The following is a 23,022-nucleotide window of genomic DNA, read 5'->3' on the forward strand; positions in this document are numbered from 1 at the left end:
TTTAATCCTAAACTTTTTCCCTCCTTGGAGGATAAGCGTGTCTAAGCGTCGTGTAGTTGTGACCGGACTAGGCATGTTATCTCCTGTCGGTAATAACGCAGAAGCTTCTTGGGAAGCGGTGTGTGCCGGACAGAGTGGTATCGGCCTTATCGAAGATTTTGACACCAGTCATCATGCGACTAAATTCGCTGGATTGGTAAAAGATTTCAATCACGAAGATTATAATCTTTCGCGTAAAGACGCGCGTAAGATGGATCTTTTCATTCAATATGGTATTGCAGCAGGTGTGCAGGCCATTGCGGATTCAGGTCTTGAAGTAACAGAAGCCAATGCAAGTCGTATCGGAGCTGCTATTGGTTCTGGTATTGGTGGCTTAGGCCTTATCGAAGAAAACCATACATCTATGATGAATGGTGGCCCTCGTAAAATTAGCCCATTCTTTGTACCTTCAACCATCATTAACATGGTTGCAGGGCATTTAAGCATTATGTATGGTCTTCGTGGCCCTACAATCTCTATCGCAACAGCGTGTACTTCAGGTGTTCATAATATTGGACATGCTGCACGTATTATCGCTTATGGTGATGCAGATGCAATGCTGGCAGGCGGTGCCGAAAAAGCAACCACACCATTAGGTCTGGGTGGCTTTGGTGCTGTTCGTGCATTATCAACACGTAACGATAATCCTCAAGCGGCTAGCCGTCCTTGGGATAAAGAGCGTGATGGTTTTGTATTGGGTGATGGTGCGGGTGTTCTTGTTCTTGAAGAGTACGAACACGCTAAAAACCGTGGCGCTAAAATTTATGCTGAAGTGGTTGGTTTTGGTATGAGCAGCGATGCTTACCACATGACTTCACCAGCAGAAAATGGCGAAGGCGGTGCGCTGGCGATGACAAATGCACTGAAAGATGCAGGTATTGCCTCATCAGACGTGGGTTATATCAACGCACACGGCACATCAACAAATGCAGGCGACGTTGCTGAAGCACAAGCGGTAGAAAACGTATTTGGTAAAGGCACTGATGTATTAGTTAGCTCAACAAAATCTATGACAGGTCACTTATTAGGTGCTGCGGGTGCAATTGAGTCTATCTTTACTATCCTTTCACTGCGTGATCAAATCGTACCTCCAACAATTAACCTAGATAATCAAGACGAAAATTGTCATCTTGATTTTGTTCCACATAAAGCACGTAAAGTTGAGAACATGGAATATGCTCTGTGTAACTCATTCGGCTTTGGTGGTACTAATGGTTCAATTCTCTTTAAACGCGTATAAGCCGTTTTTTGTAGAAAGTTGAAAAATACCTAAAGGCCCAGGATTATTCTGGGTCTTTTATTTTATCCTTTTACTGCTAGTTGTTTTATCATGTGCAGATTGATATCAATAACATAGATGTAAGGTGTGTTAGATGTATTGGGTAAATGGACAACAGCAACAAAATGTAGATGCCAGTGATCGAGCAGTACAGTTTGGGGATGGCTGTTTCACAACACTTGCTGTTGATCAGGGTGACCCCATTTTATTATCTGCACACATAAATCGCTTAAAACAAGGTTGTAACGCGCTTTTTTTACCGCATCCTAATTGGTCTGAACTTAAAAAGCAGATCATTGATGTCGCTTCTCTGGCTCAAACAAAAAGTGTTATTAAGATTATTATTAGTCGTGGTTATGGTGGACGAGGATATTCCCCCAATGGATTTATAACACCGACGGTAATAATCTCACTATCCTCTTATCCTACCCATTATCTCCACCAGCAAAGTGAAGGTGTATCGCTTGGTATTAGCCCCGTTACCTTAGGGCAAAACCCTTTGCTGGCAGGTATTAAACATCTCAATCGTCTAGAACAAGTCCTTATAAAATATCATTTAGAAAAAACAGAATTTGATGATGTTTTAGTGTGTGATAATGAAGGATATTTAGTTGAAGCTAATGCAGCGAATCTTTTTTGGCGCAAAGGAAATAGGCTTTTTACACCAGATCTGACTAATTCAGGGGTAAATGGCATTATGCGTCAATCCATTTTTCAATTAGCTCAAAAAAATCATTGGAAAATTGATATTGTGAGAGAAAAGCCCGAAACACTTTATCAGGCTGATGAAATATGGTTAACAAATGCGTTGATGCCAGTGATCCCCGTTTCACAAATCACTTTTTCAGATGATAAGTGCTATCAATATCCTAGTAGAGATTATTATCATGTTGTTTTACAACACAGTTTGTCACTTAAATAGAATTTAATGAGTTATAAATGAAGATAAAAAAAATAGTATGGATAGTTTTTTTTGCCTTACTGATTAGCCTTGGCGCAGTTGCATTGTATATGATGCAACATATTCGAGGTCTAGAAGAAAATATTGTTGTAAAACAAGATGAAATGCTACTGACTGTGCCAGCAGGAACAGGGCGTGTTGCCATGGAGCAACTATTAATAAAAAATAATTTGCTTAATGAAGGGGATTATTTTCAGGTTTTATTAAAAGCTAAACCAGAATTAAGCCAATTTAAAGCAGGTACTTATCGTTTAACAAAAGGGATGACATTGCAGGATGTTTTACTACTTATCAAAAGTGGTAAAGAAGCTCAATTCTCTATCCGTTTTATTGAAGGAAGTCGCTTAAAGGATTGGCAAGCTATTTTTGAGCAAGCGCCTCAACTTGCTGCTGTTGCACACACAATGGATAGCGATAAGTTACGTCAAGAAATAGGCATAAAACCTGAGATTTCTAATCTAGAAGGTTGGTTTGCACCAGATACATACCATTACACAGCGGGTACGACAGATGTCGCAATTTTAAAACGTGCCTACCAGCAAATGGAAAAAACATTAGAAGAAGAGTGGATTAAACGCGATAGTGATTTACCGTATAAATCGGCTTATGAAATGCTTATCATGGCATCAATTATTGAAAAAGAGACGGGTATTGATGCTGAAAGAACAAAAGTTGCGTCTGTTTTTGTTAATCGATTAAAAACTAATATGCGATTACAGACTGACCCAACGGTCATCTATGGTTTAGGTGATAAATATAGAGGCACGATTTATCGTAGTGATTTAAATGGTTACACACCTTATAACACGTATCAAATTGATGGCTTACCACCAACACCAATAGCAATGCCGAGTGTTGCTTCAATTAGAGCCGCTGCACATCCAGCAGATACACGCTATCTCTATTTTGTTGCGGATGGAACGGGTGGTCATAAATTTTCAACCACACTCAATGAACATAATAAAGCCGTCGCACAATACCGACGCTTACAACAAAGATAATTATGAACAACAGTAAATTTATTGTAATTGAAGGACTTGAAGGCGCTGGAAAAACCAGTGCGATCCAAACAGTTGTTGATACCCTAAAAGATAAAGGTATCACTAACCTAGCATTTACCCGTGAACCGGGCGGTACTCCGCTTGCTGAAAAATTACGTGAGCTTATCAAGCAAGGTATTGAAGGTGAAAAAGTCACGGATAAAGCAGAATTATTGATGCTATACGCAGCGCGTGTTCAGCTTATAGAAAACGTAATAAAACCTGCACTTGCGGATGGTAAATGGGTTATTGGTGATAGACATGATCTCTCTTCTCAAGCCTATCAAGGTGGTGGACGCGGCTTAGATAAAGATCTTATGTTGTCACTTCGTAATACTGTCCTTGGTGATTTTCGCCCTGACTTAACCTTATATCTTGATTTAGATCCTGCTATTGGCCTTGCTAGAGCGCGTGCTCGAGGCGAGCTAGACCGGATTGAAAAAGAATCAATGGATTTCTTTTATCGTACTCGCGAACGTTATCAAGCATTGGCTAAAGATGATGATTCCATTATTACGATAGATGCCTCTCAAGCGATTGAAAAAGTACAAGCAGACATTCGTCAAACATTAACAGCATGGCTAGTTCAGCAGGAAAATAAATCACTATGAATTGGTATCCTTGGCTAAATCAGGCATATCGACAACTTATTAGCATGTATCAAGAAGGGCGCGGTCATCATGCCTTGCTTTTACATGCGATAGAAGGCATGGGAGGAGAAGCACTCTCTTATGGGTTAAGTCGTTGGTTAATGTGCCAGAATAAACAGGGATTAAAAAGTTGTAATGAATGCCATAGCTGCCGATTGATGCTTGCTGAAACACACCCTGATTGGCATGTTTTACAGAGTGAAAAGGGTAAATCCTCGATTGGTATTGAAGCAGTAAGAAAAGTCACTGAAAAGCTGGAGCATCATGCTCAGCAAAGTGGTTTTAGAGTAGTTTGGATAAAAGACGTTGAAGCGTTAACAGAAGCCGCTGCAAATGCATTACTCAAAACGTTAGAAGAGCCACCTAAAAACACCTATTTTTTACTGAATTGTCAGCAACCAGAAGTTTTATTAGCGACATTGCGTAGCCGTTGTTTTTATTACCATCTAGCAACGCCAGATCTTCAACACGCAACGCACTGGTTACAGCAACAATTACCAAACATACCTTATGCGAATAGTGTGACAGCATTGAATTTATCGCAGAACGCTCCGATTTTGGCGCTTTCATTATTGAAAGATGAGTGGAAAGAAAGAGAGACTTTTTGCCAAGCGTTATACACCAGCATACAACAACGTGATTTATATGCATTTCTGCCACAATTAAATCAAGATAATGCCGAGCATCGCCTGTATTGGTTGTTATCACTGCTACTTGATGCATTAAAATATCAAACTAATGCACAAGCCTATTGCGTGAACCAAGATCAGCAAGCATTGATTATGGCGTTATCACAATGGCCTTCGGATATTTTATTATCCACTATTGATGGATGGAAACAGTGTCGTTATCAGTTAATGACCATTCCAGCATTAAATAGAGAATTATTACTAGTAGAACAACTGCTAGATTGGGAAAATCAGCTAGTCACAAAAAATTAATTAGCTATATATTAATTATGATTTAGCTGTAATAAAAAACACCTATAAGTTGTACCAAATAAATGAGAGTAAGTTATGTTTTTAGTTGATTCACACTGCCATCTCGACTGCTTAGATTATGAAAAATTACATGAAAATATTGATGATGTTGTCGAAAAAGCACAGCAGCGTGATGTTCAATATATGTTAGCAGTAGCAACCACATTACTGGGTTTTAAGAGTATGCGTGAGCTAATCGGCAAACGTAACAATATTGCCTTTTCTTGTGGGATACATCCTTTAAATTTAGATGAAGGCCATGATGTTGAGGAATTAGCACGTTTAGCTGCCGCACCTGATGTTGTGGCTTTAGGCGAAACAGGGCTAGATTACTATTACCAACAAGAAAATGCGGCACTGCAACGTGAAATTTTCCGTGAGCATATTCGTATTGGACGCCAAGTTAATAAACCCGTTATTGTGCATACACGTAGTGCTCGCGAAGATACGTTATCTATTTTAAAAGAAGAAAAAGTTCAAGATTGTGGCGGTGTTCTGCATTGCTTTACAGAAGATAAAGAGACTGCAACAGCATTACTTGATCTTGGAATGTATATCTCTTTTTCCGGCATTGTGACATTTAGAAATGCTGAACAAATCAGAGAGGCCGCTCGTATCGTTCCTCTTGATAGAATTTTAGTCGAAACAGACTCTCCTTATTTAGCGCCAGTTCCTCATCGCGGAAAAGAAAATCAACCGGCTTATGTCCGTGATGTTGCAGAGTATATGGCAGTCTTAAAAGGGGTGAGTGTTGAAGAGTTAGCGCAACAAACAACGCGTAACTTTGCTAAGCTCTTTCATATTCAAAACTTACCTGCTTAATAGAATTAATCAGGAATTAAAATAAATAATAAGGTGATGGAAATGGCAGAAGAAACAATTTTCAGTAAAATTATTCGTGGTGAAATCCCAGCTAATATCGTTTTTCAAGATGATACAGTGACCGCATTTCGTGATATTTCACCTCAAGCACCCACTCATATTTTAATTATTCCCAATAAACTTATTCCTACTGTAAATGATGTTACTGCGGAAGATGAACAAGTATTAGGACACCTTTTTGTTGTTGCTGCAAAAATTGCACAACAAGAAGGTATTGCTGAAGACGGTTATCGCTTGGTGATGAACTGTAATAAACATGGTGGACAAGAAGTTTTCCATATTCATATGCATTTACTTGGTGGAAAACCACTAGGACCATTATTAAGCCAGTAATGGGTGTAATGCTAACAGCAGGATAACAGGAAGTAATACATGATAAGACAAGGTAAGACAGTTTACTCATTACTTATCGCTATGTTTATGACGACATTGCTCTCTGGATGTTTATCATCTCATTCGGATAATAAACTCTACTTCAATCGTCAACAGGCTATTATTATGGAGCCTTCAGTATTAGTTGTGGGCGTTGTTGCGGGCCAGCCAACCATCGAACACCATGCTAATGGCACAAAAGCGACAGTCATGTTATCAAATACACAATCTTACCCTGTCTCTATTCGCTATCGTTTTTATTGGTATAACGAACAAGGGCTTGAAGTTTCCCCTGCTGGGAATGTAAATGATGTGACTATTCTTGGTGATGGTGATACCGAAATTAGTGGTGATATACCAGATAAGACCATTAGTTATGTCAGAGTTTATCTCTTTACTTAGGATAAGGTAACGCGAGCATGAAAAGAGTTCTATTTGTGGCGATGTCTGTGTTTTTATTAGCAGGTTGTCCATCCATGTTGCCACAACAACCGCCAGTACCTGTTGAACCTATTGGGCCAGTGACGCCTACCGAGCCAGTAGAGCCGCCTAAACCCATAGAGCCACCAATTGAAATCGTACCAACGCCACCTAAAATCACGAGTATTAATTGGAATGCAGCTGTCACTCCTTTAATTAGAGAGATGGCGGTTACTGGTGATTTAGAAACGGGTAAGCTTATCGTTGTTGATAACGTTAAAAATAATTCAGGCGGGAATATCCAAGCGGTAAATGCAACCAATACCATTATTGAATCAGTTAATAGTATTAGTGCATTGCAAACCGTGCCTTATACACAAATGATGTCAGCACGAAAAGCCCTTGGTTTATCAGGTGAAGACAGCTTAGGCCTTCGTAGTGCAGCGATTGGTTTAGCCCGTTATTTGAAAGCTGATTATATTTTATTCTCAACAGTTGATGGTAAAAAAGATAATCGTGTGATCAGTATGCAGTTAATGTCAGTTTCTTCTGGTGAAATTCTTTGGAATGGACGCCATAAGGTTGAGTGATCCGCACTACTCAAGTTTGCTTAATGCCTTGCAAGCGCTTTTCCCTGCAACGGCATTAAGCAAATGGAAAATTACGGCATTAGAAGGATCAGGTGGTGGCGCTTTTCGCGTGCAATGTGCAGATATAGATTGGGTTGCTCGCTATTATGGTGATGAAAAAAGGGCGCTTTATGTACATGGAAGAAAAGAGTATGCCATTTTAAAACAGCTTTCAGGATCTAACTTATCACCTAACGTTGCCACCCGTTATAAAGAGTGGTTTTTTCTTTATTGGTTAAAGGGCGACCATCTAACCCACCAATCACTTTTTAATACTTATTTAAAACCGCTGGCTGAAAAAATAGCCATACTTCATCAACACACGCCGTTAGGTTTCCCTCTCAACTTAAATCATGAGCTATTAGTTTATTGGCAGAGTATTGATAGAAAACGTTTATCTGCTAAATGGTTACGCTTACAACAATATTTTTTACGCCAACCGCGATGTAATCTCATAAAATACGCGCCTGCTCACATGGATTTGCATGTTGAGAATATTCTTCTTAGTGATTCCGGTATAAAATTTATTGATTGGGAATATGCCGCTGATATTGATACCGCGGATTCGTTGATGACGTTCTTTGCAACAAATCAACTCAATGAATCGCAGCAAAATATGTTTTTAGATTATTATTGTTCGTATCATTGCCATTATGCTCAACCCAAAGAGACGGATGTTTCTTCTGTGAAGGCGTTGAGAGAGCGTATTCTTTCAAGAGAACCATTCATTTTTTATATGATGCTAATGTGGTATGAAGTCCGTTGGCAACAAACAAAAGATGGATCATTTTTAATAATGTCTGAACCTTTACGTCGCTATTTCAGTCTGACGAATTAAAGACATTATCTTGTCACAATTACAAAGAGAGGAATGTTATGGGTCCGGTAATGCTTGATGTTGAAGGATATGAACTCGATAGTGAAGAGCGTGAAATTTTAAAGCATCCTCTTGTCGGTGGATTAATCCTTTTTACCCGCAACTTCCACGATGCTGAACAATTAAATGAATTAGTTCGCCAAATTCGTGATGCATCTCATGAGCGCCTTGTGATAGCAGTAGACCAAGAAGGGGGACGAGTACAGCGTTTCCGTGATGGTTTTACACGCATACCAGCAGCTCAATCTTATGCGGCATTAAATGAAAGTTATCAAGCGAGCCATTTAGCACAAGAAGCTGGATGGTTAATGGCATCAGAAATGATAGCTATGGATATTGATATCAGTTTTGCGCCTGTACTTGACTTAGGTCATAACTGTATTGCCATTGGTGAGCGCTCTTTCCATGATTCACCTGAAATTGCTATGACAATGGCTGAGAGTTTTATTAAAGGTATGCGCTCTGCTGGCATGAAATCAACAGGCAAACATTTTCCTGGTCATGGTGCGGTAAGAGCGGATTCTCATAAGGAAACGCCTCGCGATGATCGCTCTTTAAATGATATTCGCCAACGTGATATGTCTATTTTTAAAGATTTCATTCAACGCCAGTTATTAGACGCCATTATGCCCGCTCACGTTATTTATTCTCAGGTTGATGAGCGCCCTGCAAGTGGCTCATCGTACTGGCTAAAATCCATTTTACGTGAACAATTAGGGTTCCAAGGCGTTATCTTCTCTGATGATTTATCGATGGAAGGTGCTGCCATTATGGGAAGCTACGCGGAAAGGGCACAACGTTCACTAGATGCTGGTTGTGATATGCTTTTAGTGTGCAATAACCGAAAAGGGGCAGTGAGTGTGTTAGATAACCTGTCCTCTGTCAAAGCAGAACGCATTTCCACATTGTACCATCACCGAGGTCGTTACACATTGAGTGAGCTACAAACCTCTGATCGTTGGAAAAAAGCGAATCAGTTGCTGACCCAATTACAGGAGCAATGGCAGGAGCGAGCATGATTATATATTTACATGGTTTTGATTCCACAAGTCCTGGAAATCATGAGAAAGTTTTACAGCTACAGTTTATTGATCCTGATGTCCGTTTTTTAAGCTACAGTACGTTGCATCCTCGTCATGACATGCAACACTTACTGAAAGAAACGGATAAAGTGATTAAATCCACGAAAGAGCCCGTATTAATTTGCGGCGTAGGATTAGGTGGATATTGGGCAGAGCGTATTGGTTTCTTATGTAATATTCGTCAGGTAATGATTAATCCTAATCTTTTTCCTTACGAAAACATGACAGACAAAATCGACAGACCTGAAGAATATTTAGATATTGCAACGAAATGTATTAAAGATTTTCGTTCTAAAAACAAAGATAACGCTTTAGTGATTTTATCCCGTAATGATGAGGTTTTAGATAATCAGCGTTCTGCTGATGAATTATCGCCTTATTACTCTGTAATTTGGGATGAAGTGCAAACGCATAAATTTAAGAGCCTCTCTGAGCATCTATTTAAAATTAAAGCGTTTAATAGCAAAAACTAAGACTAAAGTGATGTGTTTAAAATGGATGGCGTTTGTTCCATCCATTTTTTTGTCTTAAATACTCATACTTTCCTTTCTACCTCTCTCTTTTCAACACTTGTTTTGATCCTTTACTTTTATCATTTCAATTATCACGAGTGATTTTAACAGTCCTCTTTGTTCTTATTGTTTTAATTCATTGTATTTATTGATAAAAAAGGATACCTCTATGTTTTTGGTGGTCATTTATTCATCACTCAAAGGCAAAAAACGACTATTTTCTTCAAAAAATAGATATGAATATTCAAATATTTTTGATATAAATCAACTTTGGTATGACCATCTTTCCAATTAACTTGCTTAAGAACAAAAATAACAGCCGAAACGATTTAACTGTCGTTATTTAAGTAGATTTCACTAAGGCTATTTAAATAACAACAGTAAATATCTTTATGGAGTGACGTTAAATGTCATTAAAAAAAATTGTTATTGTCGGTGGTGGTGCGGGTGGTTTAGAACTGGCGACCAAATTAGGCAATAAATTAGGACGCAGCAAAAAAGCAGAAATTACCTTAGTGGATCGCAACAACAGCCATTTATGGAAACCCCTTTTGCATGAAGTGGCAACAGGCTCTTTAGATGATGGTGTTGATGCTTTAAGCTACCTAGCCCACGGTTATAACCATCATTTCAATTTCCAATTAGGCTCATTAACGGGGCTTGATCGCGAACAGAAAAACATCACACTGGCTGCTATTTATAATGAAGAGCAAGAGCTACTCGTCCCTGAACGCACGTTAGACTACGATATTTTAGTGATGGCATTAGGCAGTAAATCAAACGATTTTGGTACTCCGGGTATTAAAGAAAACTGTATTTTCTTGGATAGCCCGCAACAAGCACATCGTTTCCATAACGAAATGTTGAATTTGTTTTTAAAATACTCAGCAGATACCAATGCACAAGAAGAAAACCGTAAGGTAAATATTGCGATTGTGGGTGGTGGTGCTACGGGTGTTGAGCTTTCAGCTGAATTGCATAATGCAGTACGCCAACTTAATAGTTATGGATTAAAAAAATTAGCGCCTTCAGCATTAAATATTACGTTGGTTGAAGCAGGAGAACGTATTTTACCTGCATTACCAGTGCGTATTTCCAGTGCTGCACATCAAGAATTAACAAAATTAGGTGTGCGAGTGATGACCAAAACCATGGTCACAAGCGCAGATGAAGGTGGATTAAATACCAAAGAAGGTGAGCATATTGATGCTGACTTAATGGTGTGGGCGGCAGGTATTAAAGCGCCTGATTTTATGAAAGAGATTGCCGGTCTAGAAACTAACCGTATTAATCAGTTAGTTGTTAAACCTACCTTACAAACAACCTTAGATGAGTCTATCTTTGCTATTGGTGACTGTTCTTCTTGCCCAAGAAAAGAAGGAGGTTTTGTTCCTCCAAGAGCACAATCTGCTCATCAAATGGCAAGTCGTTGTTACAGCAATATTTTAGCAATGTTAAAAGATAAACTGCTAAAAGATTATGTATTTACCGACCATGGTTCACTCGTTTCACTTTCTAAGTTTAGTACCGTAGGTAGTTTGATGGGGAATTTGATGAAGGGTGACATGATGATCGAAGGGCGCATTGCGCGGATTGTTTATATCTCTTTATATCGAATGCATCAGATTGCTTTGCATGGTTACATCAAAACAGGGCTTATGATGCTAGTAGGATCAATCAACAGAGTGATTAGACCTAAGCTGAAACTTCATTAATTTATCTTTTGCTTTATAGATAAGACAAAAGTTGCCTTTTTAAACCCTCATATTATATGAGGGTTTTTTATCTATTTTTTCTTTTAAATTAAATAATTAAATGAGAATATCTAAATAAGATAAATAATCTTAGCATAAAGCACTAGATGATTTATCTGTTTATATCGAAAATAACCAATAACTCTAAAGCTCAATAGAACAATGATAAATATAATTTTATTATTAAGGTTAAACTTGTAATATTAAAGATAGCACTTGTTTTTATTTATTACGCTAAATTATTTAAGACTTTTCTTAAATAAAAAATGATGTTTAATTCATTAATTCATCAAATAAAATGTTATGGTATTTCGCAGGTTTGTATTAGAAAGATAATAAGTGAAAATTATTAGAGATATGCTTAACTTGTTATTTTTACTCATATTTAATAGGATAAAATTGTTTTATAAATCTTAAAATTAAATTTTATAATATGAGTTAAATATGAAATATCTCCTATTTTTAGACGACATTTGTTAACTTGGTGTTATCATAATGCTATATTATAAATAGCGTAGCGTTTTCTTTTTTTTTTAGCTAAATAAATTAAGATCAATCTTAATATAATGTGTAAATCTTAAGAATGTAGTCAGTATTTATTTAATTAAGTAATTAAAACAGAAATAAGTGGTGTATTTAACATGTCATAAATACGTAGTTTACTTATTATGTTAATCAGCATGGATGTTGAATTAAGCTATCAGATCAGAGAATTCATTTATTGAATACTAAATATATTAGCCAGTTAGAGCGAAACAGTGGCTTTTGTTATGTATCTGAGGCAATTAAGGATAAAACAAATAAAAAGGGGTAAAAGTGGGTGTTAATGTCAGAAAGTACACACTATTAGGACTAATCATTGTATTAGCTATTCTTTCATTTATTGCATGGAGGTGGGTATTTCCCCAGCCTCAATACGCTCATGTCGTTTCGGCGACACCTATTAAATCGACCGTTTTTGTGACAGAAGAGTATTGTCATCGAATTGGCTTACCCACACCTTTTACACCAGAAAAATTGTCACGATTTCACCCAGCAGAGCAAGAGTGTCGAGTGTTTTATATGATTGAAGCACTTAATAACAGCAATATTGCTAATTTCCCTTATCCTCAATTTAAAGAGTGCATTCCGATTTATCGTCAAGAGCGCAGAGTTGTGGGTTATGATGTGCTTTATACTATCGATGGAACGCCGGGCAAAGTACGAACGACATTTAAACCCGGTGAAATTATTGCGTTAGATTCTGATGGTCGGCTGATTTTAGAACAAGAACCTTATTGTTCTATGAATGAAAAAGTACCTTGCCGTAAAGAATAAACCTAATGATATAAAAAGAAAGGCGTAATGAAGTTACTTCAGTTACGCCTTTTTGTTGATCCAATAACCATTAAAGAGTGGTTATTTTATGCTCATCAAATGCACTTAACATATCATCAATAAAAGTGAGTCGCTTTTCACGCTCAGTTAAATCTGTAATAAATTTCAGTTTTGATGGCCCATCTAAGCGGAAAATTGCCGGTTGCTCTTGAAGTAAGCTGATTAAATAACCCGGATCGACTTTGTTTTTCTCACCAAACTCAATAAAGCCGCCTTTATCGTGCGCTTCAATTCGGGTGATACCCAAGCTCATCGCACTTAAGCGAATAGCGGCATTCCGAAGTAGATAACGTCCTGCATCAGGTAATTTACCAAATCTATCAATTAACTCTGCTCTTAGATCATTAAGCTCTGTTAAGTCGATAGCACTAGCAATTCGCTTATAGAATGAAAGTCTGACATTTACATCAGGAATGTAATCATCAGGCAACAAGACTGGCATTCTTAATTCAATTTCAGTTTGTTGATTGGTGAGATCTTCAAGTGATGGCTCTCTACCTTCTTTAAGTGCTTCTACGGCGCTTTCTAGCAATTCCATATAAAGTGAGAAACCAACAGTATTCATTTGACCGCTCTGTTCTTCACCTAATAATTCACCGGCACCTCGAATTTCTAAGTCATGAGTCGCTAATGCAAAACCTGCACCCAGATCTTCCAGCGAAGCAATCGCTTCTAAACGTTTATGGGCATCTTTTGTCATTGCTTTCGGATGTGGCGTCAACAAATAAGCATAAGCTTGATGATGAGAACGACCTACACGGCCACGTAATTGATGTAATTGCGCTAAGCCAAAATGATCTGCTCGTTCAATAATAATGGTATTTGCAGTAGGTATATCGATACCTGTTTCAATAATCGTGGTGCAAAGCAACACATTAAAACGCTGGTGATGGAAATCATTCATCACACGCTCAAGTTCACGTTCACGCATTTGTCCGTGACCAATACCAATACGTGCTTCAGGAACGAGTGCAGCCAGTCTTTCACGGGCTTTTTCGATATTTTCGACATCGTTATACAAGTAATAAACTTGTCCGCCACGCAAGGTTTCACGCAAGATAGCTTCACGCACGACTAAATCATCATATTCACGAACGAATGTTTTTACGGATAAGCGACGTGCTGGTGGTGTTGCAATAATGGAAAGATCACGCATGCCACTCATTGCCATATTCAGTGTACGAGGAATAGGCGTTGCGGTTAGTGTTAAAATATCGACATTTGCGCGCATAGCTTTGATACGCTCTTTGTGACGAACACCAAAGCGATGTTCTTCATCGACAATTAATAATCCTAAATCTTTCCATTGAATATTCGGTTGAAGGAGTTTGTGTGTACCAATCACAATATCAACTGTTCCTTCCGCCAGTTTTTCGGTAATTTGTTGCTGCTCTTTTGCACTACGAAAACGTGAGATCATCTCAATATTAACGGGCCAATTAGCAAAACGATCGCGGAAATTATCAAAATGTTGCTGAGCTAATAGGGTGGTTGGTACTAAAATGGCGACTTGCTTGTTGTTGTTAACTGCAAGAAAAGCAGCGCGCATCGCAACTTCTGTTTTACCAAATCCGACATCACCACAGACGAGTCTATCCATTGAAATGGCTTGGCACATATCGCTAAGTACCGCATTGATAGCCATTTCTTGATCAGGCGTTGTTTCAAAAGGAAAACTTTGGCGGAAAGATTGGTACTGCTCTTTGTCCATTTTAAAGGCAAAGCCTGTTTTTACTTCACGTTGAGCATAAACATCTAATAACTCGGCTGCGACATCACGTACTTTTTCGGCCGCTTTTTGACGTGCTCTTACCCATGCATCGCCACCCAATTTATGTAATGGGGCATTTTCATCTGCACCACCAGAATAACGGCTGATCAAATGCAGTGATGAAACAGGAACATAAAGCTTGTCATTACCTGCGTAGCTCAACATTAAATATTCAGCTTTAACGCCTCCCGCTTCTAGGGTTGTCATACCTTGGTAGCGACCAACACCATGCTGAAGATGGACAACAGGTTGTCCTATGGTTAATTCAGCCAGATTACGAATTAAGGTATCTGTATTAATAGCACGACGATTATCTTGACGACGACGATTAACACGTTCACCTAACATATCGCTTTCACAGATCATGGCTAACTGGCGATGGCTATCAATAAAACCATGTTCCGCAGCACCAATGATAAAGTAAAAACCTTTCTCTTGGGCGTCAGATAATTCAATGATCTGCTTGGGTGCTATTTTTATCCGTGATAAAAGCTCTTGTACGGTTTCGCGTCGACCTTCACTTTCAACAGAAAAAATCACACTGCCTGAAAATTGTTCTTGGAATCGGCGTAAGTTATCTAAAGGTGATTTGCTTTGAGCGTTTATCGATAAATCAGGAAGCGGTTGATAGCCTAAATTGGTCTGTCCGGCTTTTTCTGGCAACGTTTCTGTTTTAAGTTGAATACGAGGCCACTGTTTTAGTTCTTTATTAAATTTATCAACATTCAGCCAAATATCATCCGGTGGTAACAGCGGTCGCATAGGATCAACGCGGCGGCTTTCAAAACGTTGATTGATGTCTTGCCAAAATTTTTCTGCAAAATCTTGCAGATCTTGCGTCACTATCAATGTGTTTTTAGGGAAATAAGCAAATAAGTTAGATAAAGGCTGTTCAAAAAACAGAGATTGCCAATATTCAATTCCCGTTGGCAATATGTGTTTACTTACTTGCTGATAAATATGTTCAGGATCACGTCTTACATCAAACCGTTCACGCCATTGGCTACGGAAAATTTCTATCGCATTTGCATCTGTTGGGAACTCATGGGCAGGCAGTAAATTAATTTGATCAACTTCTGCTAATGTCCGCTGTGTGTCAACATCAAAAGTACGCAGGCTATCTATTTCATCATCGAAAAAATCAATACGATAAGGAAATTCACTTCCCATAGGAAATAAGTCTAATAATGCACCACGCGTTGCGTATTCCCCATGCTCTAAAACTTGTTCGACATGGCGATATCCCGCTTCATCTAATGTTTTACGTAAATTATCACGAGAAAGTATCTCTCCTTTTTGCATTACCAACGCATGACTTGCGAGATAATCCGTAGGGCAGACTTTCTGCATTAACGTATTGACAGGTAAGATTAAAATTCCCTTGAGAAGTGATGGAATACGGTATAGCGTAGAAAGGCGGTTTGAGATAATTTCTTGATGAGGCGAAAAACTGTCGTATGGCAGTGTTTCCCAATCCGATAATGTCTCTACTGGATAATCACAAAACTGACGGATTTCATCTTGCAAACGTAATGCATTTTGCATATCACGAGTAACAAGAACGACTAATCCAGAGTGACGTTTGATGATCTCTGCACATTCTAGAGCACAAGCGGCACCAGTCAGTTGACCTAGCTGGCGAGTATCCCCTTGTTTTATAGGAAGTTGATAACGATATTCTGAGGACATAAGCGTGTAATGTGAACTCTTTGTTGTAGTTAACTCCCAACACATCTTTAGCTTAATGGCTAAAGCTTAAACTGGCGGGCAGGTTAAGATAAAAGAAAAAACCACAGTTTGGGAATAGAGTGGTTCCATTCAGTAAGACTACCCTTTATTATCCCTGAACACTTCGCATTAGCAACAGGAACAGCACAGATTTCATGTACAATTCTGTCTCATTTTATATAGGGCTCCGTTATATGCGGGGTCGTGCGGTCGATAAGTTCGGTCGCTTCGTCTCATGGCTATCCGCTTTAGGGATTATGTTAGGTGTAGCGGCGCTGATAACAGTGACCTCTGTCATGAATGGCTTTGAACGTTCATTGCAAGAAAGCATTCTTGCTTACATTCCACAAGCAATAGTGACATCACCTAACGGGCAATTACCCCGAGATCCAAATATAGCTGAAAGATTACTGACGCGTGAAGGTATCATAAACGTTACCCCTTTAGTAGAAGGCGATGTTGTTTTGCAAAGTAAAGACAATATCAGCGTCGGTGTCATGCTGGGCATAGAAAAAGAGCAAGATGAACCTTTAACACGACATATTCGGTTTGGGGATTTTTCTATGCTGAAAGCGGGCGATTATGGTGTGATTTTAGGAAGTGGCCTCGCTAAACAGTTAAAAGCAAAAGAGGGGGATAGCATTCGCCTTATTGTTCCAAGTGTAAGCCAATTAACGCCAATGGGAAGATTACCTAGCCAACGGTTATTTACCGTTAAAGGTATTTTCCAAAGTGGTGGTGATGCAGATGCTTCACAAATTTTAGTGAATCAGCAAGATGCAGCACGTTTAATGCGTTATCAGCCGGGTAATATTACCGGATGGCGTCTTTTCTTCTCTGATCCTCTCAATATTGAAAAATACAGTGCGCAGCCTTTAGATAAAAATCTAAGTTGGAGAGATTGGCGCGAACGTAAAGGTGAATTTTTCCAAGCTGTTAAAATGGAAAAAAATATGATGGGATTATTATTAAGCTTAATTATCGCAGTGGCGGCTTTTAATATTATTACCTCACTTTCTTTGTTGGTGATGGAAAAACAAGGTGAAGTCGCTATCTTGCAAACGATGGGTTTAAAACGCTCTCAGATTATGTCCATCTTTATGCTACAAGGTGCAGGAGCAGGTATTTTAGGGGCGGTAGCTGGTGGACTTTTAGGCGCATTACTTTCAAGCCAATTAAACGTCATTATGCCGGCGGTAGGACTTATCCCTCAAGGTGTGGAATTACCCGCAACACTTGATTGGGGCAGAGTCTTTATGATTGGTTTCTCCGCTATTATCATTTCCCTTTTATCCACTTTATACCCGTCTTGGCGGGCCGCGGCTATTCAGCCAGCAGAGGCGCTACGTTATGAGTAATTCTTCTTTAAATAAACAGCCAATGGCATCAGAAAAACAAATGCAAATTAACGAAGATGGTTTATTGGATTGCCACGCCCTATGTAAACAATACCAAGATGGTTCTATTTCCACACAAGTGCTGAAATCAGTCTCTTTTAAAATGGATAAGGGCGATTTTCTTGCCATAGTGGGAAGCTCAGGCTCAGGAAAAAGTACCCTATTACATTTATTGGGTGGGCTCGATTCTCCAACATCGGGTGAAGTCTTTTTTAAAGGGCAATCACTTAATAAATTATCCTCTTCTGAAAAAGCGGATCTGCGTAATAGCCAATTGGGTTTTATCTATCAATTTCATCATCTATTACCGGATTTTACAGCGCTTGAAAATGTTGCTATGCCGCTGATGATTGGTGGTACAAGCGCTTCAATGGCAAAAGAAAAAGCGATGTCTTTACTTGAAGCCGTTGGGCTAAAAGATCGCGCTCATCATCGTCCTTCAGAGCTTTCTGGTGGTGAAAGACAACGTGTTGCGATTGCAAGAGCATTAGTAAACGATCCTGCATTAGTTCTTGCTGATGAACCGACGGGTAATCTTGATCAGAAAAATGCAGAAGGGATTTTCGAATTGTTGATTAAGTTAAACAGAGAAAAACAAACTGCTTTTCTAGTCGTAACGCATGATTTGTCATTGGCGGCTCGTTTTCAGCGCCAACTTGAAATGAAAGATGGTCAACTACAGTCACAAAACGCAATTTCAGGAGTGAAATAATGGCGCAATTGCCACTTGCATTAGTGACCGCATTACGTTTTTCAAGAGGACGAAAACGTGCGGGAATGGTTTCTTTAATTTCAGTTATTTCAACACTGGGCATTATGCTTGGTGTTGCTGTCTTAATTATTGGCTTAAGTGCCATGAATGGATTTGAACGTGAATTAAAAAATCGCATTTTATCGGTGGTACCTCACGGGCAAATATATTCAGTAGAGCAGCCATTTGTACAATGGCAATCAGCATTACCTCGTATTGAAAACACTCAAGGTGTTGTCGCGGCTGCTCCTTATATTTTACTCACTGGATTGTTAGAAAAAGGAACAGAGTTAAAGGCTGTGCAAGTTATGGGCGTTTCACCTGAAAAGCAGGGTGATATCAGCCTGTTACCTCGATATGTCCAAAACAATGCATGGCAAAATTTTAAGGCTGGTAAGCAACAAATTATTATTGGTCAAGGTGTTGCTGATGCACTAAAAATCAAACAGGATGATTGGCTCACCGTATTAATTCCAAATAATGATGATCCCACAAAGCTTTTACAACCTAAACGTATTCGCTTACAAGTCAGTGGTATATTTAAACTTAGCGGTATGCTCGATCATCAATTAGCGTTAATTCCTTTAGCGGATGCCCAGCAATATATGGATTATGGGCAAGGCATTACTGGGATTGAAGTGAAAACGGTAGATCCTTTTTTCGCCAATGAAATTATTCATAATGCAGGTTTAAACAGTAAAGAATATGTTTATGCCAAAAGTTGGATAAGTGATTATGGTTATATGTATAGCGATATTCAGATGATCCGCAGCATTATGTATTTATCAATGATCTTAGTGATTGGTGTCGCTTGTTTTAATATTGTCTCAACGCTGATTATGGCGGTAAGAGATAAAAGTAGTGATATCGCTATTTTACGAACATTAGGCGCACGGGATAGCCATATTCGTAATATCTTTTTATGGTACGGCTTATTATCAGGCATGATTGGCTGTATCGCTGGTGTGATATTTGGTGTGTTGGTTGCTTATAATTTAACGCCATTAGTGTCTGTTATTGAATCATTAACAGGACATAGTGTGTTATCTGGCGATGTTTATTTCGTTGATTTTCTGCCTTCAGAAGTTCATTTAATTGACGTTTTCTCTGTATTTATTACCACTGTGATCTTAAGCCTGATTGCAAGTTGGTATCCTGCTCGTCGAGCCACTAAACTAGATCCTGCAAGAATTTTAAGTGGGCAATAAGTTTATTGACATACAAAGAAGAAAAAACGCTTAAACTAGTGAAGATAAAAAACGCGATATTTAAATTTGAAAACCAAGGATTGTAATAATGAAACTTAAACTTCGTCATCGTCGGCTTAGGAAGTTTCGTAAAATTAAGAATTTACGCAGACAACATTCACGTTGTCGCTATTTTCATCTAACCCATAAAACGGAACATGAAATGAATTTACCCAAAGTTGTCGTATTAACAGGGGCTGGCATTTCGGCTGAATCAGGAATTAAAACATTCCGATCAGAAGATGGATTGTGGGAAGAGCATCGCGTTGAAGATGTTGCAACACCTGAAGGTTATCAACGCAATCCCCAATTGGTTCAGCAGTTTTACAATGAACGTCGTCGCCAATTGCAACAACCCTCTATTCAACCCAATGAAGCGCATTATGCATTAGCGAAACTAGAGCAACGCTTAGGCAAAGAGAATTTTTTACTGGTAACTCAAAATATTGATAATCTGCATGAAAAAGCAGGTAGTAAACATATTTTGCATATGCATGGTGAATTGCTAAAAGTACGTTGCCCTCAATCTCGCCAAGTATTTGAATGGAAAGGGGACTTAGAAACGACAGATCGTTGCCATTGTTGTCAATTCCCATCACCATTACGCCCTCATATTGTCTGGTTTGGTGAAATGCCAATTGGCATGGAAGAGATTTATCGCGCTTTGGCTGAGGCCGATATTTTTATCTCTATCGGTACCTCTGGAAATGTTTATCCAGCAGCCGGTTTTGTCCATGAAGCTCGGTTAACAGGTGCTCATACTGTTGAGTTAAATCTTGAACCCAGTTTGGTTGAAAGTCAGTTTGAAGAGAAACATTATGGCCCTGCGAGTCAGGTAGTTGATGAATATGTTCATAAATTGTTTGAATTAATTAATGATCCTAAAGCTGATTTGACGCAATAATTATTTTATAGAGTTCCCTATTATTGTTCTTAGAGAGATCTTAGGGGGCAAAATGGATAAATTATTAGAACGTTTTTTTGAATATATTAATTTTGATACACAATCAAAACCATCTTCAAAAATGTCACCAAGCAGTGATGGACAATTAAAACTAGCCAAGGCATTGGCTCAAGAATTAAAAAAACTGGGCTTTTCTGATGTAACGCTCAGTGATAAAGGATGTGTAATGGCGAGTTTACCATCCAATGTATCTTGGCCAGTGCCAGTTATTGGCTTTATTTCGCATCTTGACACAGCGCCGGATTTTTCTGGTAAGCATGTAAAACCACAAGTGCTTGAAGATTATCGTGGCGGTGATATTGCTTTAGGTATTGGTGATGAAGTGTTATCACCAGTAATGTTCCCAATCTTACATTCAATGATTGGTAAAACATTAATTACGACGGATGGCAAAACATTACTGGGTGCGGACGATAAAGCGGGTATTGCTGAAATTATTACTGCGATGGTGCGCTTAAAAGAAACAAATCGACCTCACGGGGATATTCGAATAGCTTTCACTCCTGATGAAGAAATTGGGCGTGGTGCGCATTATGTCGATTTAAAAGCATTTGGCGCAAGCTGGGCTTATACCGTTGATGGTGGTGGTGTTGGCGAACTGGAATATGAAAACTTCAACGCCGCATCCGTAAATATCAAAATTGTAGGTAACAATGTTCACCCAGGTAGTGCAAAAGGGGTGATGGTTAACGCATTAGGATTAGCAACGCGCATTCATCAAGAATTACCTGTTGATGAAACACCAGAAAATACCGACGGTTATGAAGGTTTTTACCATCTGCAAAGTATCAAAGGTTCGGTAGAAAGAGCGGAAATGCATTATATTATCCGTGATTTTAACCGTAACTTATTTGAAAAACGCAAACAGAATATGATTGCGATTGCAGAGAGAGTGGGTAAAGGCCTACATCCTGATTGCTATATTGAGCTAACAATTGATGATAGCTATTACAATATGCATGATAAAGTTGTTCAATTCCCACACATCATTGAAATAGCCAAACAAGCAATGATTGATTGTGAAATTGAGCCAAATATCAAGCCTATTCGTGGTGGTACAGACGGTGCTCAACTTTCTTATCGTGGATTACCTTGCCCTAATATTTTTACTGGCGGTTATAATTTCCATGGTAAGCATGAATTTATCTCTTTAGAAGGTATGGAAGCAGCGGTGAGTGTGATCATGCGTATCGCTGAAATTACAGCTGAAAGAGAAAAGGCTAAAGTGATTAATTAATTGCTTATTGAGCTTCGAAGATAAAAATAATAGCCGATATTTCGGCTATTATTTTTTAGATACGCTTATTAATTACATTTTTTGGCTACATTGTTTATCTACATTGTTAGCTCAGATGACTTATTTACGCTCTTTATAATCTTGCTCAACAGAAGCTTTCCAATCTTCATTTAACTCTTTACCTTCAATTTTAGACTGAACAGCTTTATTAACCGATTCATAGGCATTTCCATAACCTTTGGCATCTTGAATATATTGAGTTGAGTTAGATGATTTTATACCAATACTTTCCGCTGCACTTATCGCATCAAAATTGGCACCTAGAAAGATAAACTCCCAGTTTTTTTCTTTTTCTGCTGAAGTAATTAATGATTTCACTTTTTCTAGCGAATATTCACGACTACTGTTTTCTTCACCGTCAGTGATGATCACCATCATGACATTTTTATACGGTGAATTTGGTTTATTCCCTTCAGTGATCGCATTTCCCACCGCATCTAGTAATGCAGTATTACCTGATGCAAAATAATCGTTAGTAGTTAAATCTTCTATCTTATTAATATCTACGCGGTTATGTAATTTTTTAGCCTTACTATCAAATAAAATCGTGGTGATATAGACTTTTTCCGGGCGATTTTTATTTTCAGCTAAAATGGTATTAAATCCACCAATGGTATCCTTTTCATATCCTTGCATTGAACCACTTTTATCTAACACAAAAATGATATCCGTTTGCGCTGGTGATGCTTTCATACTTGCTATTTCTACTGTTTCTGCAAATACCATGGTCGGTAAAATAAAAGCAGCAATTAAAACAATAAACTTTTTCATAGACGACTCCATTGTCGAAAAAAGAAGTAAAGCAGTAAAAATCTAATTTTATCTTAGAAGGAATTTATAAAATAAAATAGGAGAAATAGCTGAAAAAACAGACAGTGCATTAATAGGTAAGCGTACTTAATTAAAAATAGAATGATTTTGTAATAAAAGACTTGCATATTATTTAATATTAAACTTTTAATATAGGCTTAATATGAATAACTCTTTGATAAATTGATTTTATTGAATATCTC

Annotated in this window: 21 protein-coding genes; 19 read left to right on the forward strand and 2 right to left on the reverse strand. The window is 38.4% G+C overall.

From position 1 onward, the window contains the following. Positions 1-37: 37 nt before the first annotated feature. The 14 genes from fabF (at position 38) to umoD (ending at position 12,794) form a co-directional block, all read left to right on the forward strand. On the forward strand, positions 38-1,279 hold the full coding sequence (gene fabF / locus EHE21_RS07075) for a beta-ketoacyl-ACP synthase II (protein ID WP_088493189.1): 1,242 nt from the start codon (positions 38-40) through the stop codon (positions 1,277-1,279). Positions 1,280-1,412: 133 nt separating this feature from the next. Continuing rightward, a complete protein-coding gene (pabC, locus tag EHE21_RS07080) occupies positions 1,413-2,240 on the forward strand; it encodes an aminodeoxychorismate lyase (RefSeq protein ID WP_194952238.1) in 828 nt (275 codons plus the stop codon). A gap of 17 nt (positions 2,241-2,257) precedes the next feature. Then, the gene (gene mltG, locus EHE21_RS07085; RefSeq protein ID WP_194952239.1) at positions 2,258-3,280 is read left to right on the forward strand and encodes an endolytic transglycosylase MltG; all 1,023 of its coding nucleotides are present in this window, start codon (positions 2,258-2,260) and stop codon (positions 3,278-3,280) included. Between the two features lie 2 nt (positions 3,281-3,282). After that, a complete protein-coding gene (tmk, locus tag EHE21_RS07090; RefSeq protein ID WP_194952240.1) occupies positions 3,283-3,930 on the forward strand; it encodes a dTMP kinase in 648 nt (215 codons plus the stop codon). Then, positions 3,927-4,910 (forward strand): DNA polymerase III subunit delta', encoded by a 984-nt coding sequence (gene holB / locus EHE21_RS07095; RefSeq protein ID WP_194952241.1) that lies wholly within the window; start codon positions 3,927-3,929, stop codon positions 4,908-4,910. The genes tmk and holB overlap by 4 nt, the downstream gene beginning before the upstream one ends. Before the next feature lie 75 nt (positions 4,911-4,985). Further along, a complete protein-coding gene (locus tag EHE21_RS07100; RefSeq protein ID WP_194952242.1) occupies positions 4,986-5,771 on the forward strand; it encodes a metal-dependent hydrolase in 786 nt (261 codons plus the stop codon). Between the two features lie 42 nt (positions 5,772-5,813). After that, entirely contained in the window at positions 5,814-6,164 is a 351-nt protein-coding gene (gene hinT, locus EHE21_RS07105) for a purine nucleoside phosphoramidase (protein ID WP_036913377.1), read from the forward strand. Positions 6,165-6,203: 39 nt separating this feature from the next. After that, the gene (locus tag EHE21_RS07110) at positions 6,204-6,605 is read left to right on the forward strand and encodes a YcfL family protein (protein WP_194952243.1); all 402 of its coding nucleotides are present in this window, start codon (positions 6,204-6,206) and stop codon (positions 6,603-6,605) included. Between the two features lie 17 nt (positions 6,606-6,622). Beyond that, positions 6,623-7,213 carry a penicillin-binding protein activator LpoB gene (locus EHE21_RS07115; RefSeq protein ID WP_194952244.1) on the forward strand — a complete coding sequence of 197 codons (591 nt, stop codon included), beginning with the start codon at positions 6,623-6,625 and terminating at the stop codon, positions 7,211-7,213. Continuing rightward, positions 7,191-8,090 (forward strand): phosphotransferase, encoded by a 900-nt coding sequence (locus tag EHE21_RS07120; RefSeq protein WP_194952245.1) that lies wholly within the window; start codon positions 7,191-7,193, stop codon positions 8,088-8,090. Before EHE21_RS07115 ends, EHE21_RS07120 begins: the two co-directional genes overlap by 23 nt. A gap of 38 nt (positions 8,091-8,128) precedes the next feature. After that, on the forward strand, positions 8,129-9,148 hold the full coding sequence (nagZ, locus tag EHE21_RS07125; protein ID WP_036937719.1) for a beta-N-acetylhexosaminidase: 1,020 nt from the start codon (positions 8,129-8,131) through the stop codon (positions 9,146-9,148). Continuing rightward, the gene (gene ycfP, locus EHE21_RS07130) at positions 9,145-9,684 is read left to right on the forward strand and encodes an alpha/beta hydrolase YcfP (RefSeq protein WP_088493180.1); all 540 of its coding nucleotides are present in this window, start codon (positions 9,145-9,147) and stop codon (positions 9,682-9,684) included. Before nagZ ends, ycfP begins: the two co-directional genes overlap by 4 nt. A gap of 446 nt (positions 9,685-10,130) precedes the next feature. Further along, positions 10,131-11,438, forward strand: a complete 1,308-nt coding sequence (locus tag EHE21_RS07135; protein ID WP_194952246.1) for an NAD(P)/FAD-dependent oxidoreductase — start codon at positions 10,131-10,133, stop codon at positions 11,436-11,438. An 855-nt stretch (positions 11,439-12,293) separates the two neighbouring features. After that, positions 12,294-12,794, forward strand: a complete 501-nt coding sequence (gene umoD, locus EHE21_RS07140; protein WP_088493179.1) for a flagellar biogenesis regulator UmoD — start codon at positions 12,294-12,296, stop codon at positions 12,792-12,794. A gap of 70 nt (positions 12,795-12,864) precedes the next feature. Here umoD and mfd read toward each other — a convergent pair whose 3' ends face one another. Then, on the reverse strand, positions 12,865-16,314 hold the full coding sequence (mfd, locus tag EHE21_RS07145; RefSeq protein ID WP_194952247.1) for a transcription-repair coupling factor: 3,450 nt from the start codon (positions 16,312-16,314) through the stop codon (positions 12,865-12,867). 194 nt (positions 16,315-16,508) lie between these two features. Between mfd and lolC the strand changes: the two genes are divergently transcribed. The 5 genes from lolC (at position 16,509) to pepT (ending at position 21,949) form a co-directional block, all read left to right on the forward strand. After that, complete coding sequence (gene lolC / locus EHE21_RS07150) at positions 16,509-17,711, forward strand: lipoprotein-releasing ABC transporter permease subunit LolC (RefSeq protein WP_194952248.1); 1,203 nt, start codon at positions 16,509-16,511, stop codon at positions 17,709-17,711. 40 nt (positions 17,712-17,751) lie between these two features. After that, positions 17,752-18,462: a lipoprotein-releasing ABC transporter ATP-binding protein LolD gene (gene lolD, locus EHE21_RS07155; RefSeq protein ID WP_276044803.1), complete on the forward strand. Its 711-nt coding sequence runs from the start codon at positions 17,752-17,754 to the stop codon at positions 18,460-18,462. Then, the gene (gene lolE / locus EHE21_RS07160) at positions 18,462-19,709 is read left to right on the forward strand and encodes a lipoprotein-releasing ABC transporter permease subunit LolE (protein WP_194952249.1); all 1,248 of its coding nucleotides are present in this window, start codon (positions 18,462-18,464) and stop codon (positions 19,707-19,709) included. The genes lolD and lolE overlap by 1 nt, the downstream gene beginning before the upstream one ends. Before the next feature lie 88 nt (positions 19,710-19,797). Further along, entirely contained in the window at positions 19,798-20,652 is an 855-nt protein-coding gene (gene cobB, locus EHE21_RS07165) for a Sir2 family NAD+-dependent deacetylase (protein WP_193775113.1), read from the forward strand. A gap of 52 nt (positions 20,653-20,704) precedes the next feature. Next, the gene (gene pepT / locus EHE21_RS07170; protein WP_194952250.1) at positions 20,705-21,949 is read left to right on the forward strand and encodes a peptidase T; all 1,245 of its coding nucleotides are present in this window, start codon (positions 20,705-20,707) and stop codon (positions 21,947-21,949) included. A 120-nt stretch (positions 21,950-22,069) separates the two neighbouring features. Here the strand turns inward: pepT and EHE21_RS07175 are convergent, their stop codons facing one another. Next, the gene (locus EHE21_RS07175; RefSeq protein ID WP_228766744.1) at positions 22,070-22,780 is read right to left on the reverse strand and encodes a vWA domain-containing protein; all 711 of its coding nucleotides are present in this window, start codon (positions 22,778-22,780) and stop codon (positions 22,070-22,072) included. Positions 22,781-23,022: the final 242 nt, after the last annotated feature.

The organism is Proteus sp. GOKU (assembly GCF_015475555.1).
Taxonomy (GTDB): domain Bacteria; phylum Pseudomonadota; class Gammaproteobacteria; order Enterobacterales; family Enterobacteriaceae; genus Proteus; species Proteus mirabilis_B.

Coding starts and splice junctions, on each gene's coding strand:
- pabC (WP_194952238.1), top strand. CDS start 1,413: ATGTATTGGGTAAATGGACAACAGCAACAAAATGTAGATGCCAGTGAT.
- mltG (WP_194952239.1), top strand. CDS start 2,258: ATGAAGATAAAAAAAATAGTATGGATAGTTTTTTTTGCCTTACTGATT.
- tmk (WP_194952240.1), top strand. CDS start 3,283: ATGAACAACAGTAAATTTATTGTAATTGAAGGACTTGAAGGCGCTGGA.
- holB (WP_194952241.1), top strand. CDS start 3,927: ATGAATTGGTATCCTTGGCTAAATCAGGCATATCGACAACTTATTAGC.
- EHE21_RS07100 (WP_194952242.1), top strand. CDS start 4,986: ATGTTTTTAGTTGATTCACACTGCCATCTCGACTGCTTAGATTATGAA.
- hinT (WP_036913377.1), top strand. CDS start 5,814: ATGGCAGAAGAAACAATTTTCAGTAAAATTATTCGTGGTGAAATCCCA.
- EHE21_RS07110 (WP_194952243.1), top strand. CDS start 6,204: ATGATAAGACAAGGTAAGACAGTTTACTCATTACTTATCGCTATGTTT.
- EHE21_RS07115 (WP_194952244.1), top strand. CDS start 6,623: ATGAAAAGAGTTCTATTTGTGGCGATGTCTGTGTTTTTATTAGCAGGT.
- EHE21_RS07120 (WP_194952245.1), top strand. CDS start 7,191: ATGGACGCCATAAGGTTGAGTGATCCGCACTACTCAAGTTTGCTTAAT.
- nagZ (WP_036937719.1), top strand. CDS start 8,129: ATGGGTCCGGTAATGCTTGATGTTGAAGGATATGAACTCGATAGTGAA.
- ycfP (WP_088493180.1), top strand. CDS start 9,145: ATGATTATATATTTACATGGTTTTGATTCCACAAGTCCTGGAAATCAT.
- EHE21_RS07135 (WP_194952246.1), top strand. CDS start 10,131: ATGTCATTAAAAAAAATTGTTATTGTCGGTGGTGGTGCGGGTGGTTTA.
- mfd (WP_194952247.1), bottom strand. CDS start 16,314: ATGTCCTCAGAATATCGTTATCAACTTCCTATAAAACAAGGGGATACT.
- lolC (WP_194952248.1), top strand. CDS start 16,509: ATGTACAATTCTGTCTCATTTTATATAGGGCTCCGTTATATGCGGGGT.
- lolD (WP_276044803.1), top strand. CDS start 17,752: ATGCAAATTAACGAAGATGGTTTATTGGATTGCCACGCCCTATGTAAA.
- lolE (WP_194952249.1), top strand. CDS start 18,462: ATGGCGCAATTGCCACTTGCATTAGTGACCGCATTACGTTTTTCAAGA.
- cobB (WP_193775113.1), top strand. CDS start 19,798: ATGAAACTTAAACTTCGTCATCGTCGGCTTAGGAAGTTTCGTAAAATT.
- pepT (WP_194952250.1), top strand. CDS start 20,705: ATGGATAAATTATTAGAACGTTTTTTTGAATATATTAATTTTGATACA.
- EHE21_RS07175 (WP_228766744.1), bottom strand. CDS start 22,780: ATGAAAAAGTTTATTGTTTTAATTGCTGCTTTTATTTTACCGACCATG.